The sequence below is a fragment of the Haemophilus aegyptius genome (assembly GCF_900475885.1).
In the GTDB taxonomy this organism is placed as follows: Bacteria; Pseudomonadota; Gammaproteobacteria; order Enterobacterales; family Pasteurellaceae; genus Haemophilus; species Haemophilus influenzae.
On the sequence record NZ_LS483429.1, the window covers coordinates 499,538 to 516,130 of the forward strand.

The 16,593-nt window shown below is 33.7% G+C and carries 10 protein-coding genes and 3 pseudogenes; 6 read left to right on the forward strand and 7 right to left on the reverse strand.

Annotated features, from left to right (window positions below; translation table 11 throughout):
• Window positions 1-83: 83 nt before the first annotated feature.
• Window positions 84-173 (reverse strand): annotated as a pseudogene (locus tag DQN49_RS10635) (ABC transporter); the annotation flags it as partial.
• Between the two features lie 304 nt (window positions 174-477).
• On the opposite strand from DQN49_RS10635, the gene DQN49_RS02680 reads away from it, so the two are divergent.
• The 3 genes from DQN49_RS02680 to dcuC all read left to right on the forward strand — a co-directional run bounded on the left by DQN49_RS02680 (window position 478) and on the right by dcuC (window position 5,968).
• A complete protein-coding gene (locus DQN49_RS02680; protein ID WP_065246942.1) occupies window positions 478-3,489 on the forward strand; it encodes a TonB-dependent hemoglobin/transferrin/lactoferrin family receptor in 3,012 nt (1,003 codons plus the stop codon).
• Between the two features lie 461 nt (window positions 3,490-3,950).
• Entirely contained in the window at window positions 3,951-4,655 is a 705-nt protein-coding gene (gene pepE, locus DQN49_RS02685; protein ID WP_006995241.1) for a dipeptidase PepE, read from the forward strand.
• 17 nt (window positions 4,656-4,672) lie between these two features.
• Window positions 4,673-5,968, forward strand: coding sequence for a C4-dicarboxylate transporter DcuC (dcuC, locus tag DQN49_RS02690; RefSeq protein ID WP_006995240.1), 1,296 nt, complete (start codon window positions 4,673-4,675; stop codon window positions 5,966-5,968).
• Between the two features lie 122 nt (window positions 5,969-6,090).
• Here the strand turns inward: dcuC and hisS are convergent, their stop codons facing one another.
• The 5 genes and pseudogenes from hisS to hdcC form a co-directional block, all read right to left on the reverse strand.
• A complete protein-coding gene (gene hisS, locus DQN49_RS02695; protein WP_006995238.1) occupies window positions 6,091-7,347 on the reverse strand; it encodes a histidine--tRNA ligase in 1,257 nt (418 codons plus the stop codon).
• Between the two features lie 176 nt (window positions 7,348-7,523).
• Window positions 7,524-8,169: pseudogene (locus tag DQN49_RS10640) on the reverse strand (amino acid permease).
• Complete coding sequence (locus DQN49_RS02710) at window positions 8,135-8,314, reverse strand: APC family amino acid transporter, D-serine/D-alanine/glycine transporter (protein WP_006995235.1); 180 nt, start codon at window positions 8,312-8,314, stop codon at window positions 8,135-8,137. The pseudogene DQN49_RS10640 and the gene DQN49_RS02710 overlap by 35 nt, the downstream one beginning before the upstream one ends.
• A gap of 65 nt (window positions 8,315-8,379) precedes the next feature.
• Window positions 8,380-9,531, reverse strand: a complete 1,152-nt coding sequence (locus DQN49_RS02715; RefSeq protein ID WP_006995234.1) for a histidine decarboxylase — start codon at window positions 9,529-9,531, stop codon at window positions 8,380-8,382.
• A gap of 23 nt (window positions 9,532-9,554) precedes the next feature.
• Window positions 9,555-10,916, reverse strand: a complete 1,362-nt coding sequence (gene hdcC, locus DQN49_RS02720) for a histidine-histamine antiporter (protein WP_006995233.1) — start codon at window positions 10,914-10,916, stop codon at window positions 9,555-9,557.
• Window positions 10,917-11,425: 509 nt separating this feature from the next.
• Between hdcC and cpdB the strand changes: the two genes are divergently transcribed.
• Window positions 11,426-13,396, forward strand: a complete 1,971-nt coding sequence (gene cpdB / locus DQN49_RS02725) for a 2',3'-cyclic-nucleotide 2'-phosphodiesterase (protein WP_006995232.1) — start codon at window positions 11,426-11,428, stop codon at window positions 13,394-13,396.
• 86 nt (window positions 13,397-13,482) lie between these two features.
• Here the strand turns inward: cpdB and DQN49_RS10385 are convergent.
• Window positions 13,483-13,581 (reverse strand): annotated as a pseudogene (locus DQN49_RS10385) (MerR family transcriptional regulator); the annotation flags it as partial.
• Window positions 13,582-14,080: 499 nt separating this feature from the next.
• Between DQN49_RS10385 and mnmG the strand changes: the two are divergent.
• Together mnmG and rpsL are read left to right on the forward strand one after the other, a co-directional pair.
• Complete coding sequence (gene mnmG, locus DQN49_RS02735; protein WP_006995231.1) at window positions 14,081-15,970, forward strand: tRNA uridine-5-carboxymethylaminomethyl(34) synthesis enzyme MnmG; 1,890 nt, start codon at window positions 14,081-14,083, stop codon at window positions 15,968-15,970.
• A 182-nt stretch (window positions 15,971-16,152) separates the two neighbouring features.
• Window positions 16,153-16,527: a 30S ribosomal protein S12 gene (gene rpsL / locus DQN49_RS02740; protein ID WP_005543325.1), complete on the forward strand. Its 375-nt coding sequence runs from the start codon at window positions 16,153-16,155 to the stop codon at window positions 16,525-16,527.
• Window positions 16,528-16,593 lie beyond the last annotated feature (66 nt).

Sequence of the window (16,593 nt, forward strand, 5' to 3'; positions counted from 1 at the left end):
ATGCGTACTTAACGTAGGGTGGGCTTCAGCCCACCAAAATATCTCACGACTGTTTGTTGGTGGGCTGAAGCCCACCCTACAACTACTAACGCCACCCAATTCCACAACACCGTGATACCAATCCATTTTTTGCTGTCAGCCACCGTGTTAATTAGGCGTTTATCTATCATCATAATGATTACTCCTAAAATAAAAAGAAGTACGCATAGAAAGAATTATGCGTACTTAATGTAGGGTGGGCTTTAGCCCACCAAAATATCTCACGATTGTTTGTTGGTGGGCTGAAGCCCACCCTACAACTACTAATCAACAATCAACGGTTCGCATTATAGGAAACAAGCAGGTTTAAATACAGAAAATAATAAGAATAGTTTTTATTTCTTGATTTTTATCAAAAATCAATCTTTATTGTTGTGAGAAAATACTTCTTCATATAATATATTTGAGAATTATTATTATTTTTTTATAGGATTAAATATGACCAATTTTAGATTAAACGTGCTTGCCTATTCCGTTATGCTTGGGCTAACGGCAAGTGTTGCTTATGCAGCTCAACCAACCAACCAACCAACCAACCAACCAACCAACCAACCAACCAACCAACCAACCAACCAACCAACCAACCAACCAACCAACCAACCAACCAACCAAAATAGTAATGCTTCTGAACAACTAGAGCAAATAAATGTATCTGGCTCTACCGAAAATACTGATACGAAAACTCCGCCTAAAATTGCCGAAACTGTAAAAACGGCTAAAACGCTAGAAAGAGAACAAGCAAACAACATTAAAGACATCGTTAAATACGAGACTGGCATTACTGTTGTTGAAGCTGGGCGTTTTGGTCAAAGCGGTTTTGCGATTAGAGGGGTTGATGAAAATCGTGTAGCGATTAATATTGATGGATTACGTCAAGCTGAAACCTTATCTTCTCAAGGCTTTAAAGAGCTTTTTGAAGGTTATGGTAATTTCAATAACACGCGTAATGGTGCAGAAATTGAAACCTTAAAAGAAGTAAATATCACAAAAGGGGCTGATTCTATTAAGAATGGTAGTGGTTCCTTAGGTGGTTCTGTAATTTATAAAACAAAAGATGCGAGAGATTATCTCATAAACAAGGATTACTATGTAAGTTACAAAAAGGGATACGCTACGGAAAATAATCAATCATTCGATACCCTTACTCTTGCAGGACGTTATAAAAAGTTCGATGTGCTAGTGGTTACAACAAGCAGAAATGGGCATGAACTTGAGAACTATGGTTATAAAAATTATAACGATAAAATTCAAGGTAAAAAAAGAGAAAAAGCAGATCCATATAAAATTGAACAAGATAGTACATTATTAAAATTATCTTTCAATCCTACAGAAAATCATCGTTTTACCTTTGCCGCTGATTTATATGAACATCGTTCTCGTGGGCAAGATTTATCCTATACATTAAAATATCAACGTAGTGGTAATGAAACCCCTGAAGTTGATTCTAGACACACCAATGATAAAACAAAGAGACGTAATATTTCATTTAGTTATGAAAATTTCTCTCAAACTCCATTTTGGGATACGCTAAAACTCACTTATTCTGATCAACGTATTAAAACTCGTGCACGCACAGATGAGTATTGTGATGCTGGTGTAAGACATTGTGAAGGCACAGACAATCCTACGGGACTAAAAGTAACAAATGGGAAAATAACACGTCGAGATGGTTCAGACCTTCAATTTGAGGAAAAAAACAATACAGCTAAGAGTAGTGATAAAACCTATGACTTCAAGAAATTTATTGATACTGATAAGAGAGTAATAGACGATAAACTAGTCCTAAAGAACCCCTCTGACACTTGGTATGATTGTTCAATATTTAATTGTGAAAATAACGCAAAAATAAAAGTTTTTAAAGGTAACAATTATTATGGCTATGATGGAAAATGGAAAGAAGTTGACCTTGAAATAAAAGAATTAAATGGCAAAAAATTCGCTAAAATAAAGGATAATGATAGGAAAATAAAATCTATTCTTCCCTCTTCACCTGGTTATTTAGAACGCCTCTGGCAAGAGAGAGATTTGGACACCAACACCCAACAATTAAATTTAGATTTAACCAAAGACTTCAAAATTTGGCATATTGAACATAATCTACAATATGGTGGATCATATAATACCGCGATGAAGCGCATGGTTAATCGTGCTGGCAACGATGCTTCTGATGTGCAATGGTGGGCAACACCTACGCTTGGTGAGGATTCTTGGACTGGAAAACCTCACACTTGTGCAACGACTTATGAGTGGAATGCTAACCTTTGTCCTCGAGTTGATCCTGAATTTTCTTACTTATTACCCATTAAAACAACAGGAAAATCAGTCTATCTCTTTGATAATTTTGTTATAACTGATTATTTATCTTTTGATTTGGGTTATCGTTATGACAATATCCATTATCAACCAAAATATAAACACGGTATCACACCCAAATTACCCGATGATATTGTGAAAGGATTATTTATTCCATTACCAAACAATTCAAATTCAGATCCTAATAAAGTTAAGGAAAATGTACAACAAAATATTGACTATATCGCCAAACAGAACAAAAAATATAAAGCACATTCTTATAGTTTTGTTTCAACCATTGATCCAACGAGTTTTCTTCGTTTACAACTAAAATATTCTAAAGGTTTTAGAACACCAACTTCAGATGAAATGTATTTCACCTTTAAACACCCTGATTTCACTATTTTGCCAAATACTGATTTAAAACCAGAAATAGCAAAAACCAAAGAAATTGCTTTCACATTACATAATGATGATTGGGGATTTATCTCGACAAGTCTGTTTAAAACTAACTATAAAAACTTTATTGACCTAATATTTAAAAAGCAAGAAACTTTTAAAGTAGGCGGCTCTGGAAGAGGTGAAACATTACCATTTTCTCTTTATCAAAATATAAATAGAGATAATGCGTCTTTAAAAGGTATTGAAATTAATTCAAAAGTATTCCTTGGTAAAATGGCAAAATTTATGGATGGATTTAACCTAAGCTATAAATATACCTATCAAAAAGGCAGAATGAATGGCAATATTCCTATGAATGCAATTCAGCCTAGAACTATGGTATATGGTTTAGGATATGATCATCCAAATCATAAATTTGGTTTCGATTTCTATACGACACATGTAGCAAGTAAAAATCCAGAAGATACTTATAATATGTTCTATAAAGAAGAAGGTAAAACAGACAGCACAATTAAATGGAGAAGCAAATCTTATACTATTCTAGATTTTATTGGATATGTGCAACCAATTAAAAATTTAACCATAAGAGCTGGTGTATATAATCTTACAAACCGTAAATACATTACTTGGGATTCTGCTCGTTCAATTCGTTCATTTGGAACAAGTAATGTTATAGAACAATCAACAGGATTAGGCATTAACCGTTTCTACGCACCAGGTAGAAATTATAAAATGTCAGTTCAGTTTGAATTCTAATCTGTTGTAAAAATAAAATACGAGCATTTCCTGTTTAGATTGAGTTTGACACTCATATACTAAACAGGAAATCCTCATTTTTTATTGTGAAGTTTTATTTTTCACATAGTTTTTGTATGTAGATAATCTTTCCTTACTAAGTGCTTTTTCTAAAACAAGAAATTGCGTTGCTGATAACATATAATCCTACTTATCACTTAACATTTGAATTGTTTTACCATAGACTCCGCCCCGACGATAGGGAACGTTGGTCACTGATAGCATTATCAACCCCCCCCTACAATATTGAGGCAAGGCCACCTAAAAGGTGGCTTTTGTCATTTTTAATTCCTGAAAAGCGTCGTTTTCAACTAAATCAATAATGCTACGCAATCCATAAAAAATCCAGCTTTTATGCTGGATTTTGTTTTTAGCTTAGGCATAATAGCAATAACTTTTCATCCCTAAAAAGGATTATAAATATGAAAAATATGTTACTGCTCAGTAGCTCAAAATACAAGAACACGGGTTATCTTGAACACACCCTACCTTGGTTACAAAATTTCTTGGCTGATTATCGTGGTAAAACAATTGCTTTTGTACCTTATGCTGGGGTGAGCCGCACTTTTGATGAATATGAAAAAACTGTGCAAAATGCACTTTCTGATTTAGGGATGAATATTGTTTCCGTTCATCGTGGCAAACAGCATCGAGATATTATTGAACAAGCAGATGTCATCGCTATTGGCGGTGGAAATACATTTTGTTTGTTAAAACAACTTTATGAACATAATTTGATTGATATCATTCGTGAAAAAGTAAATAACGGTACGCCTTATTTTGGTTGGAGTGCTGGGGCAAATGTAGCTGGCGCATCTATTATGACAACTAATGATATGCCAATTACTTATCCTCCTTCATTTCAAGCATTACAACTTTTTCCTCATCAAATTAATCCGCACTTTATTTCAGGTAAAATGCAAGGCCACAATGGTGAAAGCCGAGAAGAACGTTTGGCAGAATTTTTACTCGTTAATCCAACTGCATTTGTATATGCATTGCCTGAAGGTTCTGCGCTTCATATACAAAATGAAATGGCAACCGTATTGGGCGAAAATCCTATTTTGTGCTTCAGTGAAAATATGGAATGTGGCACATTTGATATCAATACAACTTTTTCTTATTAACTTAAAGGGAACATACAATGGAATTATTCAAATCCATCGTTGCAGTGATTGGCATTATTGCCACAATTTATTTTCTGATTAAAAAAGCCGAAACCCGAACTGTTTTGATTGGTGTAGGTTTAATAATGTCCATTCTAACGCTGAATCCAATGGGTGCATTAGATGCTTTTGCCAAAAGCATGACATCTGGCGGATTAATTATGGCTATCTGTTCCAGTATGGGTTTTGCTTATGTAATGAAATACACTCAATGTGATACTCATCTGGTACATTTACTTACCAAACCATTAAGCGGATTAAAATTCTTCTTAATTCCAATTGCAACAGTCATCACCTTTTTCATCAATATTGCTATTCCTTCTGCAGCTGGTTGTGCTGCTGCGGTTGGCGCAACATTAATTCCCGTTTTAAAAAGTGCGGGTGTTCGACCAGCTACTGCTGGTGCAGCTATTTTAGCAGGAACTTTTGGATCAATGATGAGCCCAGGTTCTTCTCACTCAGCAATGATTAGTGAAATGTCAGGCTTAACTATCACTCAAGTAAACCTTTCACATGCACCATATAATATGATTGCGGGAGCAATAGGTGCGGTTGTTTTAACAATTCTTGCGCTTGTTTTTAAAGATTATGGTAAACAACATCGTAAAGCTTATCTTGCAGAACAAAAAGAAAGTGAAATAAAAGTTGTTGAAGGCGTCAATGTACTTTATGCCCTTGCACCATTAATACCATTAGTTATTTTAGTGATTGGTGGAACATCATTACAACAAGTACCGGGTCTTGAATGGACTAAAATGGGCGTTCCTCAAGCGATGCTAATTGGTGCAATTTACGGCATTATCGTCACTCGTATTTCCCCAGTAAAAATCACTGAAGAATTTTTCAATGGTATGGGAAATTCTTATGCAAACGTACTTGGTATTATCATTGCAGCCAGTGTATTTGTGGCAGGATTAAAATCTACAGGTGCAGTGGATGCTGCAATTTCTTTCTTAAAAGAATCCAACGAATTTGTACGTTGGGGTGCAACAATTGGACCATTCTTAATGGGCTTAATTACAGGCTCTGGCGATGCAGCAGCAATTGCCTTTAACACTGCCGTCACACCACATGCTGTAGAACTCGGTTACACTCATGTAAATCTTGGTATGGCAGCAGCCATTGCTGGTGCAATTGGTCGTACAGCTTCACCAATTGCAGGCGTAACCATTGTTTGTGCAGGCCTTGCGATGGTAAGCCCAGTAGAAATGGTAAAACGTACCGCGCCAGGCATGATACTTGCTGTTTTATTCTTAGCATTATTTATGTTGTAAAAATAGTAAAAAATTGACCGCACTTTTTTTAAGTGCGGTCTGTTTTTATAGCCTTTTAAAGGAAGAAAAAAATGAAATAAATATGGACAATAAAATGAAATATTGTCCATGTATCTCTTTTATTAATTATTTTTTATAAAAAAATCTATCAGATTATTTAAATCAATAAGAACTTCATTTCTAGATTTCATTTCTTTAACCTTTACTTTATTTAAATAAACTTCATTTTCTCCTATAATGATACTAAATCTTGCATTATATTTATCTGCACGTTTTAATTGAGACTTTATAGAAGAATGTTCAAAATCTTGTTTTACATTAAATCCTATATTACGTAATTTTTGAGCTATTAACAAACCATACTCATCTGTATTATTACCAAAATGTACTATATATATTAAATTATTATTTTCAGGAATTACCTTTGTATCCAACATATCTAATACACGTTCAACTCCCATTGCAAAACCAATACCAGCTTTAGATTCTCCGCCAAGTTCTTCCATTAATCCATTATAACGTCCACCTGCACAAAATGTTAATGGGGATTCATTAGCATAACTAACCCATTCAAATACCGAATTATTATAGTAATCTAAACCTCTAACCAATCTTGTATTTTCAACATAAGAAATACCTAGTTTTTCTAAAAAATTCAACCAAGTATAATAATGACATAAACTATCTTTTCCTAAATATTCAATTAACTTAGGAGCGTTATTACATATATCTTGCATAGATTTATTTTTAGAATCTAATACTCTAAGTGGATTACTGTATAATCGTCTTCGTCCATCTTCATCTAAAACATCAATATTATCTTCTAAATATTTAATCAAAATATTTCTATATTTGACTCTCTCTGCAACAGTTCCTAAAGTATTAACTTGCAATTCTATATTTTTGAAACCAAGTTGATTCCAAAGATCTTTCGTCATTGTAATCATTTCAGCATCAATATCTGGCCCCTCTAAACCTAATGCTTCAATTCCAACTTGCGTAAATTGACGATATCTTCCTTTTTGTGGTTTTTCATGTCTAAACATTGGTCCCATATACCATAGACGCTGTGTAGAATTATATAATAAATTATTTTCTAAACATGCCCTTAAACATGCTACTGTCCCTTCAGGTCTTAATGTTAATTTATCTTTGTTTAAAGAATCTACAAAAGAATACATTTCTTTTTCGACAATATCCGTAGCTTCTCCAATAGAACGAATAAATAAATTTGTATTCTCTATTATTGGCGTTCTAATTTGCTCATACCCATATTTTTTCATCCACTCAATAATTATTCTTTCAAAAAAAATCCATTTCGGTGATTCACTAGGTAATACATCTTTCATCCCCTTAATAGATTGATATTTAACACTCATCTTTATTATCCTTACATATGATATTATTAAATTTAGTACCTATTATAAAAATTAATAAAATTATAGAAACACCAACTAAAGAAGCCCATCTTGTTTCTTTATTTAACAACATAAATAAAACAATAAAAACAAGAGAAAAAATAGAAAACAATATAAATTTATTTTTTTGTAAAAAACTAATAAAACTGAATAATAATCCAAACAAAAATAGTTATAACGCTAGCAGATGATGCTATAAAAATAAAAACTTTATCAGGAAATAAGTAATTTAAAAATATACCAAAACATAATAAAAAAGAAACCAATAAAACAACTAGCCAAGGAATACCTTGTTTTGAAATTCGAGATAATATTATTGGAGCTTGATTTCTTTTTGACATACTATAAATTATTCTACTAGCACTAAATACATCACTATTAATTGCAGATATTGAAGCAGAAATAATAACAATATTTAAAATATCTGAAATAAGGAATACCTATATACTCAAATATAATGACAAAAGGACTTTTTGAACTATCTAAATTATTCCAAGGAACTATAGTTAAGATAATAAATATAGTAAAAATATAGAAAAAAATAATCCTAAATGGAACTGAACGAATTGCTATAGGGATAGATTTTTTAGGATCAAGCGTTTCACCTGCACTAATACCAATAATTTCTATACCACCAAAAGAAAATGCAATAATCGACAAACTATATATAAATCCTTCTAATCCATTAGGAAAAAAACCTCCATACTTTATTAAATTATTAATGCTTGCAATTTGTTCTAAACTATCTTTATTTAACTGTGTATAAAATAATAAATCCAACAATCAGATATCCAAATATAACAGATGATCCAGCTAATTTTATAGACTCATAAGATCCATAAAATAGCCCTGTACCGATAGCAGAACCTAAAGCTAAAAATTGAATATGTCTTAGTGTTAAACTTTTATTAACTTCTTTATCACTCATAAACCCTCACATAAATTTATAAATAAAAAGCTACTAATAAATTTATTAGTAGCCCTTATTTTTTATTAGATTTTATCTTGACAATTTATTTTTCTATAGTTTTCAATCAATTCATCACATAATTGTTCTACTCTCTCCGTTTCCCATTCGTTATGAGCTGTTGTAACAACATGAACTTCATTACCAGATGGTGCAAGTGACCATTTTTCCCAGACAGACTCTTCAGGTCGAGGAACAACCACTGTAATAGAATTTTTATGTTTCCAAGCATTATAGCCTGCAGAGCGAATTCTATTAACCACATAATCAGCCATAGATAAACATCTATCTATTCTTGCTTTAAAAGCATCAAAAGTATGCCCTTTAATAGCTGTCCATAGTACTAGTGGAGTATGCCCATTACGAGAACCTGTTATAGTTTTATCATGAGCTGCAATATAATCTACTTCAACTGTAATGTTATCTACTAACTTTTTGCGACCAATAGCTATACCGCATGGGATCGGTGAAGCAAGCATTTTATGACCAGAAACACCTATTGAATCCAAACCATCAGAAAAAGTATGAGGTTGAGGATCATCAACGAATGGTAAAATCATTCCACTTAATGCAGCATCACCATGAATATAATAATCCTCACGTTTAAAACCAGCTTGTGACATAAGTTTTTGAATTTTACTTATATCATCAATAGCACCATGTACTGTAGAACCTAAATTAGCTAAAATAATAGGATGTTTTTCTCCTGATTGTAGAATCTTATTAATTAAATCTTCATAATCAACAACACCATCTTTTTGACGTTCAACCACGCAAGATTTCATTCTAAGTAAAGTTACAATTTTAGCTGCAGAATAGTGAGCTTCCTTTGAATAAAATAGCGTTGAGTTAGGGAAAGTTTCTCTGGCTAGCCATATACCAAACATATTCCCTTCTGTACCACCATTTGTCACATATCCCCAAGCATCTTCCTTACTAATTTTAAATAAATCATAAAAATATTCCATTACATCTTTTTCAAATTCAAATGTATTTAATTTAAAATTACAGTATTCAGCCCAATCACCACAGTTATTAAAATTAATATTCCAAAACTTTTCTAAAACCGAATAATCAATATCTGCTGATTCAGGGTACCCTAAGTTAAAGAAACGATTTTTTAAACAATAACCATAAAATTCATCTAATTTAACTTGATCTTTCATTGATAATTTCATTTTTTATTCCTCTCTAATAAAAATTAATCTATTTTTACATCTAATTCTTTATTGTTAATAAGTTTTAATGCTGGAAAAGTAAATACTGGTATCATAAAGGTAACAAGTAAAGTACCCCAGAAAATAGAATCTGCACCCGAACCAACTAAGGCAAACATACAATATAAAATACTTATGAGAACCAATAATGTATGCCATTTATAATTGCCATCTTTTTTAAGTTTTTTCGCTGTCCACAAAATTGGTAATGCGGTAATAGTATATAAATATGGAAGTAAAGAACAGTACACAGACATTAAAATTACAATTTGAAATTGTTCTGCAAGATTAGGGCTTGCTGTCAATAACAATACGCAACACATTAATACTGCAGTAAATATTAAACTTTTCATTGGTACATCATTTTTATTTAATTCAGCAAACCATTTAGGAAATAATCCAGATTCTGCTGCAGCACGAGGAGCTTCTGACTGTAAAATAAACCATCCAGAAATAGATCCAAAACAAGCAAGTATGCTTAATGCTGATGCGATTGAACCTGCCAATTCAGAATCAAACATATATTTCACTACATCTGCAAACGGAGCACTTGAATTTTTTAATACTTCATGTGGAATAATTCCTGCAATAACAGTACTACTTGCTACATAACATACAGCAGCAATTAATAATCCATAAACAGTTGCTTTAGGCACAGTTTTTTCAGGATTTTCAACTTGTCCTGTTGATACCACTGCTGATTCAACTCCTAAAAATCCCCAGAAAGCTAAAGAAGCTGCTGCGATAATAGCACTAAAATTACTATTACCTGTATCATTAATTACTTCTAAGTAAGTTTCCGGTTTAAAATAGAACCAACCGAAGATACCAACACCAAGAATAACAGCTAAACCACAAAGTGCTGTAAATGATTGAGCTGAACCTGCTACTTTGGCACCAAATGAAGACAAAAATACGTAGATCCATAAGATAGCTATTGCCACTATGCAACTATAAGTTGTACCTACCGTAGGATCTTTTAATATAGGGAAAAAATAGGCTAAATAACCTACACCAGCAACTAATAATGCAACATTACCAATCCAAGCACTAACCCAATAAGCAACCGTAGATTGAAAACCAACAAATGGACCAAATGCATCTCGAGAATAGGCTACTATCCCACCAATTTTTTCATGGATGAGAGATGTTTTAGCAAATACCAATGCAAGTGCCATAACACCAAGAATAGTAATAATCCATCCAAAAATAGAAATAGCCCCTATACTACCAAGGTTAGTTGGTAGTAGAAAAACACCAGACCCCATCATATTAGAAGCGGTCACAAGCGTTAAAGCTAATACACCCATTTTTTTAGCTTTTTTTACACTTATTTCAGAACTCATATTATTTTCCTTTTGTTCTAACTTTTAATTATTAATAAACTTTTCAAAATTTATTTACGAAAAAATCAATGTTATTTATTTTAAATAAATAATCAGATATGAAATAATATATAATTTAAAAATAAATATTTATATAGAAGGTGGATAATAGAGATCGCCTTTTTTATGGCAAGATAAGAATGGTAAATTAGGTAATAATAAGATAAAGTGAAAATTATTTTTGAGGATATTATTTATCCCTATACTTTGGCATGTTTTGGCATGTTTTGCTCCTATTTCCTTATTTAAGCTTTCTTTTGCAAATTCTGAACCTCATAAAAAATATTGTCAATAGATATAATAATATTTTTTATAATATTTATTAATAATATTATTTATGTAACTATTTTAGTTAAAAAACATAAAACAATTTTACATCTTTTTAACATTTAGATATATTTTTATTGAAAAAATATAAATATTTTGTAAAATATAATATAAATTATCATTTACTAAAGGAATAAATAAAAATGAACAGACGTCATTTTATTCAAATTGGTGCGACCAGTATTCTTGCATTAAGTGCAAACCGTTTTGCGATGGCAAAAGGAAAGAGCGATGTTGAACTACGCATTGTGGCAACAACAGATGTTCATAGTTTCTTGACCGATTTTGACTATTATAAAGATGCACCAACCGATAAATTCGGTTTTACTCGTGCGGCAAGCCTTATTCGTCAAGCACGTGCTGAAGTAAAAAATAGCGTATTGGTTGATAACGGGGATTTAATTCAAGGTAATCCAATTGCAGACTATCAAGCCGCACAAGGCTATAAAGAAGGCAAATCTAACCCTGCGGTCGATTGTTTAAATGCGATGAATTATGAAGTGGGTACATTAGGTAACCACGAATTTAACTATGGTCTCAATTATCTTGCAGATGCCATCAAACAAGCTAAATTCCCGATTGTGAATGCGAACGTAGTAAAAGCGGGGACAGAAGAACCTTATTTCACACCTTATGTCATTCAAGAAAAATCTGTGGTGGATAATAATGGCAAAACACATAAATTAAAAATTGGTTACATCGGTTTTGTGCCACCGCAAATCATGGTTTGGGATAAAGCAAACCTTCAAGGCAAAGTGGAAACCCGTGATATTGTAAAAACAGCACAAAAATATGTACCTGAAATGAAGAAAAAAGGGGCTGATATTGTCGTTGCATTAGCTCACACTGGCCCATCTGATGAACCTTATCAAGAAGGTGCTGAAAACTCTGCATTCTATTTAGCGGATGTTCCACATATTGATGCGGTTATTTTTGGTCACTCACACCGTTTATTCCCAAATAAAGAATTTGCGAAATCACCAAATGCAGACATCGTAAATGGTACCGTAAAAGGCGTACCAGAAAGTATGGCTGGTTACTGGGCAAATAATATCAGCGTGGTGGATTTAGGCTTAACAGAACACAATGGTAAATGGATCGTGACTTCTGGCAAAGCTGTGCTTCGTCCAATTTATGATGTAGAAACCAAAAAAGCACTTGCAAAAAATGACCCAGAAATTACCGCACTTTTAAAACCAGTTCACGAAGCGACACGTAAATATGTTTCTCAACCTATCGGCAAAGCCACAGACAATATGTATAGTTACCTTGCATTAGTACAAGATGATCCAACCATTCAAATTGTAAACCAAGCACAAAAAGCGTATGTAGAGAAAGTTGCACCAAGTGTTGCAGCAATGGCTGGCTTACCTATTTTAAGTGCAGGCGCACCATTTAAAGCGGGTGGTCGTAAAAATGACCCAACGGGTTATACCGAAGTGAATAAAGGTAAATTAACTTTCCGTAACGCTGCAGACTTATATCTCTATCCAAATACGCTAGTGGTTGTTAAAGCAACAGGCGAACAATTAAAAGAATGGTTAGAATGTAGTGCTGGTATGTTTAAACAAATTGACCCTACAAGTGATAAACCACAATCATTAATCGACTGGGAAGGTTTCCGCACTTATAACTTTGATGTGATTGATGGTGTTAATTATGAATACGATCTAACCAAACCTGCTCGTTACGATGGCGAATGTAAATTAATTAACCCAGAATCACATCGTGTAGTGAATCTCACTTATCAAGGTAAACCAGTTGATCCAAAAGCAGAATTTTTGATTGCAACTAATAACTATCGTGCTTACGGCAATAAATTCCCAGGTACTGGCGATCAACATATTGTTTACGCTTCACCAGATGAAAGCCGTCAAATTTTGGCTGATTATATTAAAGCAACCAGTGAGAAAGAGGGTTCAGTCAATCCAAATGCGGATAAAAACTGGCGTTTTGTGCCTATCACAGGTAACGATAAATTAGATGTCCGTTTTGAAACATCGCCAAGCGAACAAACGGCGAAATTTATCGCTGAAAAAGCACAATATCCAATGAAACAAGTTGGTACAGATGAAGTTGGATTTGCTGTATATCAAATTGATTTGTCTAAATAATAGCTAGAAAAATAAAATGCCGTCTAAATATTAAAATTTAGGTGGCATTTTTTCTTCCTAAAGTGCGGTCAAATTTTTGAATATTTTTACAAATTACATTTGCTTTTCAATCCTTCTATTGCTTTACATTCCTCTTCATTATGTTCACTTTCAGTAACAATTGACTGTAAAAAATCTTTGATTTTATTTCCTTAACTATTTGATTTTAAGGAAGCATAAAACCTGTAGTAACTACAAAGTCAAATCATAAAACGTACATTTAATAAAATTAATTGTTTAAAAAAACTAAATTATAGGGATTTCAATAAAAATTCATTTTTATCTGTGGATAACTCATAAATAATCTGTCATAAAACTGTTTTTACTCACTTAGTAACGTTGAGAAAAAATAAAGTTGTTAATAACTTTCCATTTTACACACAAGATTTTTAAAGAAAATGATCGCATTTTCACAAGATTTTTGGATCCTATAACACCTGTTTCCATAAGGATCGAATAAGGTTACTCACAACCAAAAAAGATCTTAATAATAACAATAATAAGATCTTTATATAAAAAGAGATCTTATTTACTAATACAAACCTGATCTTTCAAAGGATCAATAGATCCATTCTTTTTTTGTCAGGTGTTTTAAATTTCTGTAGAATAACGCCAATTTTTTGATCAGAATAAATAGAGATAGATATGTTTTACACTGAAACTTATGATGTGATTGTGATCGGTGGTGGTCATGCGGGTACAGAAGCCGCGCTTGCACCAGCTCGTATGGGATTTAAAACCCTTTTATTAACACATAATGTAGATACTTTAGGGCAAATGTCTTGTAACCCTGCAATTGGTGGGATCGGTAAAGGTCATTTAGTAAAAGAAGTAGATGCAATGGGCGGTTTAATGGCGCATGCTGCAGATAAAGCAGGGATCCAATTTCGTACTTTAAATAGCAGTAAAGGCCCAGCAGTGCGTGCTACTCGAGCTCAAGCTGACAGAGTTCTATATCGTCAAGCTGTTCGTACTGCATTAGAAAATCAACCTAATTTAGATATTTTCCAACAAGAAGCGACTGATATTCTGATTGAGCAAGATCGAGTTACAGGCGTTAGCACAAAAATGGGATTAACCTTCCGTGCAAAATCAGTGATCTTAACGGCCGGTACGTTCTTAGCCGGTAAGATCCACATAGGTTTGGAAAATTATGAAGGTGGTCGTGCAGGGGACCCTGCTTCTGTAAATCTTTCACATCGATTAAGAGATCTTGGATTACGTGTAGATCGCCTTAAAACAGGTACACCACCACGTATTGATGCACGTACGATCAATTTTGATATTTTAACTAAACAACATGGTGATGAGGTGTTGCCCATGTTCTCTTTTATGGGATCTGTTGATGATCACCCTCAACAAATTCCTTGTTATATAACCCATACCAATGAACAAACCCATGAAGTGATCCGTAATAACTTGGATCGTAGTCCAATGTATACAGGTATGATTGAAGGGATCGGTCCACGTTATTGCCCATCCATTGAAGATAAAGTGATGCGTTTCTCGGATCGTAATTCACATCAAATTTATTTAGAACCAGAAGGCTTAACCAGTAATGAAGTGTATCCAAACGGGATCTCTACCAGTTTACCGTTTGACGTGCAAATGGGCATTGTGAATTCTATGAAAGGTTTAGAAAACGCACGTATTGTGAAACCAGGTTATGCCATTGAATACGATTATTTTGATCCGCGCGATTTAAAACCAACATTAGAAACTAAATCAATTTCGGGTCTATTCTTCGCAGGTCAAATTAACGGTACAACCGGTTATGAAGAAGCAGCGGCACAAGGTTTATTGGCTGGGATTAACGCAGGTCTTTATGTTCAAGAGAAGGATGCATGGTATCCACGCCGTGATCAATCTTATACTGGCGTATTGGTTGATGACCTTTGTACACTTGGTACCAAAGAACCATATCGCGTATTTACTTCTCGTGCTGAATACCGTTTATTACTACGTGAAGACAATGCAGACATTCGTTTAACACCAATTGCCCATGAATTAGGTTTGATTGATGAGGCTCGCTGGGCACGTTTCAATCAAAAAATGGAAAATATTGAACAGGAACGCCAACGCTTACGCAGTATTTGGTTGCATCCACGTTCGGAATATTTAGAAGAAGCGAATAAAGTGCTTGGTAGTCCACTTGTACGTGAGGCTAGCGGTGAAGATTTATTGCGTCGTCCTGAAATGACCTACGATATTTTGACTTCTTTAACGCCATATAAACCGGCAATGGAAGATAAGGAAGCTGTTGAGCAAGTAGAAATTGCTATTAAATATCAAGGCTATATCGAGCATCAACAAGAAGAAATCGAAAAACAAAAACGCCACGAAAATACGGCTATTCCAGCTAACTTTGATTATAGTAAAGTTTCCGGTTTATCTAATGAAGTACGTGCGAAGTTAGAACAGCATCGTCCGGTTTCCATTGGACAAGCGAGCCGAATTTCAGGTATCACCCCTGCAGCAATTTCAATTATTTTGGTGAATTTGAAAAAACAAGGAATGCTAAAACGTGGGGAATAAAGTTTTTTATAAAAAACAAAAGTGCGGTAAATTTTAATCTAGTTTTAATCCTAGAGTATATTGTTTAATTATTGACAATAAAGCGTAAAACTATTAGAATTTACCACCTACTTCTGTATAGAGAAGTAGATTTTTTGAGCAACATTCTATTCTTGAATAACATTTAAACTGGAGCTTTTTTAATGGCAACTATCAACCAGCTAGTACGCAAACCGCGTGTGAAAAAGGTTGTAAAAAGCAACGTTCCTGCATTAGAGGCTTGCCCGCAGAAACGTGGTGTATGTACTCGTGTATATACTACAACTCCTAAAAAACCAAACTCAGCGTTACGTAAAGTATGTCGTATCCGCTTAACTAACGGTTTTGAAGTAACTTCTTATATCGGTGGTGAAGGTCATAACCTTCAAGAGCACAGTGTTGTATTAATCCGTGGTGGTCGTGTTAAAGACTTACCGGGTGTGCGTTACCACACAGTACGCGGTGCATTAGACTGCGCAGGCGTTAAAGATCGTAAACAAGGTCGTTCTAAATACGGCGTTAAACGTCCTAAAGCTTAATGGTTCTCCGTTAAGTAAGGCCAAACGTCTAAATTAGCAAAACAATTTAAACCATAAACTCCAGTC

Coding starts and splice junctions, on each gene's coding strand:
- DQN49_RS02680 (WP_065246942.1), top strand. CDS start 478: ATGACCAATTTTAGATTAAACGTGCTTGCCTATTCCGTTATGCTTGGG.
- pepE (WP_006995241.1), top strand. CDS start 3,951: ATGAAAAATATGTTACTGCTCAGTAGCTCAAAATACAAGAACACGGGT.
- dcuC (WP_006995240.1), top strand. CDS start 4,673: ATGGAATTATTCAAATCCATCGTTGCAGTGATTGGCATTATTGCCACA.
- hisS (WP_006995238.1), bottom strand. CDS start 7,347: ATGAGTGTTAAATATCAATCTATTAAGGGGATGAAAGATGTATTACCT.
- DQN49_RS02710 (WP_006995235.1), bottom strand. CDS start 8,314: ATGAGTGATAAAGAAGTTAATAAAAGTTTAACACTAAGACATATTCAA.
- DQN49_RS02715 (WP_006995234.1), bottom strand. CDS start 9,531: ATGAAATTATCAATGAAAGATCAAGTTAAATTAGATGAATTTTATGGT.
- hdcC (WP_006995233.1), bottom strand. CDS start 10,916: ATGAGTTCTGAAATAAGTGTAAAAAAAGCTAAAAAAATGGGTGTATTA.
- cpdB (WP_006995232.1), top strand. CDS start 11,426: ATGAACAGACGTCATTTTATTCAAATTGGTGCGACCAGTATTCTTGCA.
- mnmG (WP_006995231.1), top strand. CDS start 14,081: ATGTTTTACACTGAAACTTATGATGTGATTGTGATCGGTGGTGGTCAT.
- rpsL (WP_005543325.1), top strand. CDS start 16,153: ATGGCAACTATCAACCAGCTAGTACGCAAACCGCGTGTGAAAAAGGTT.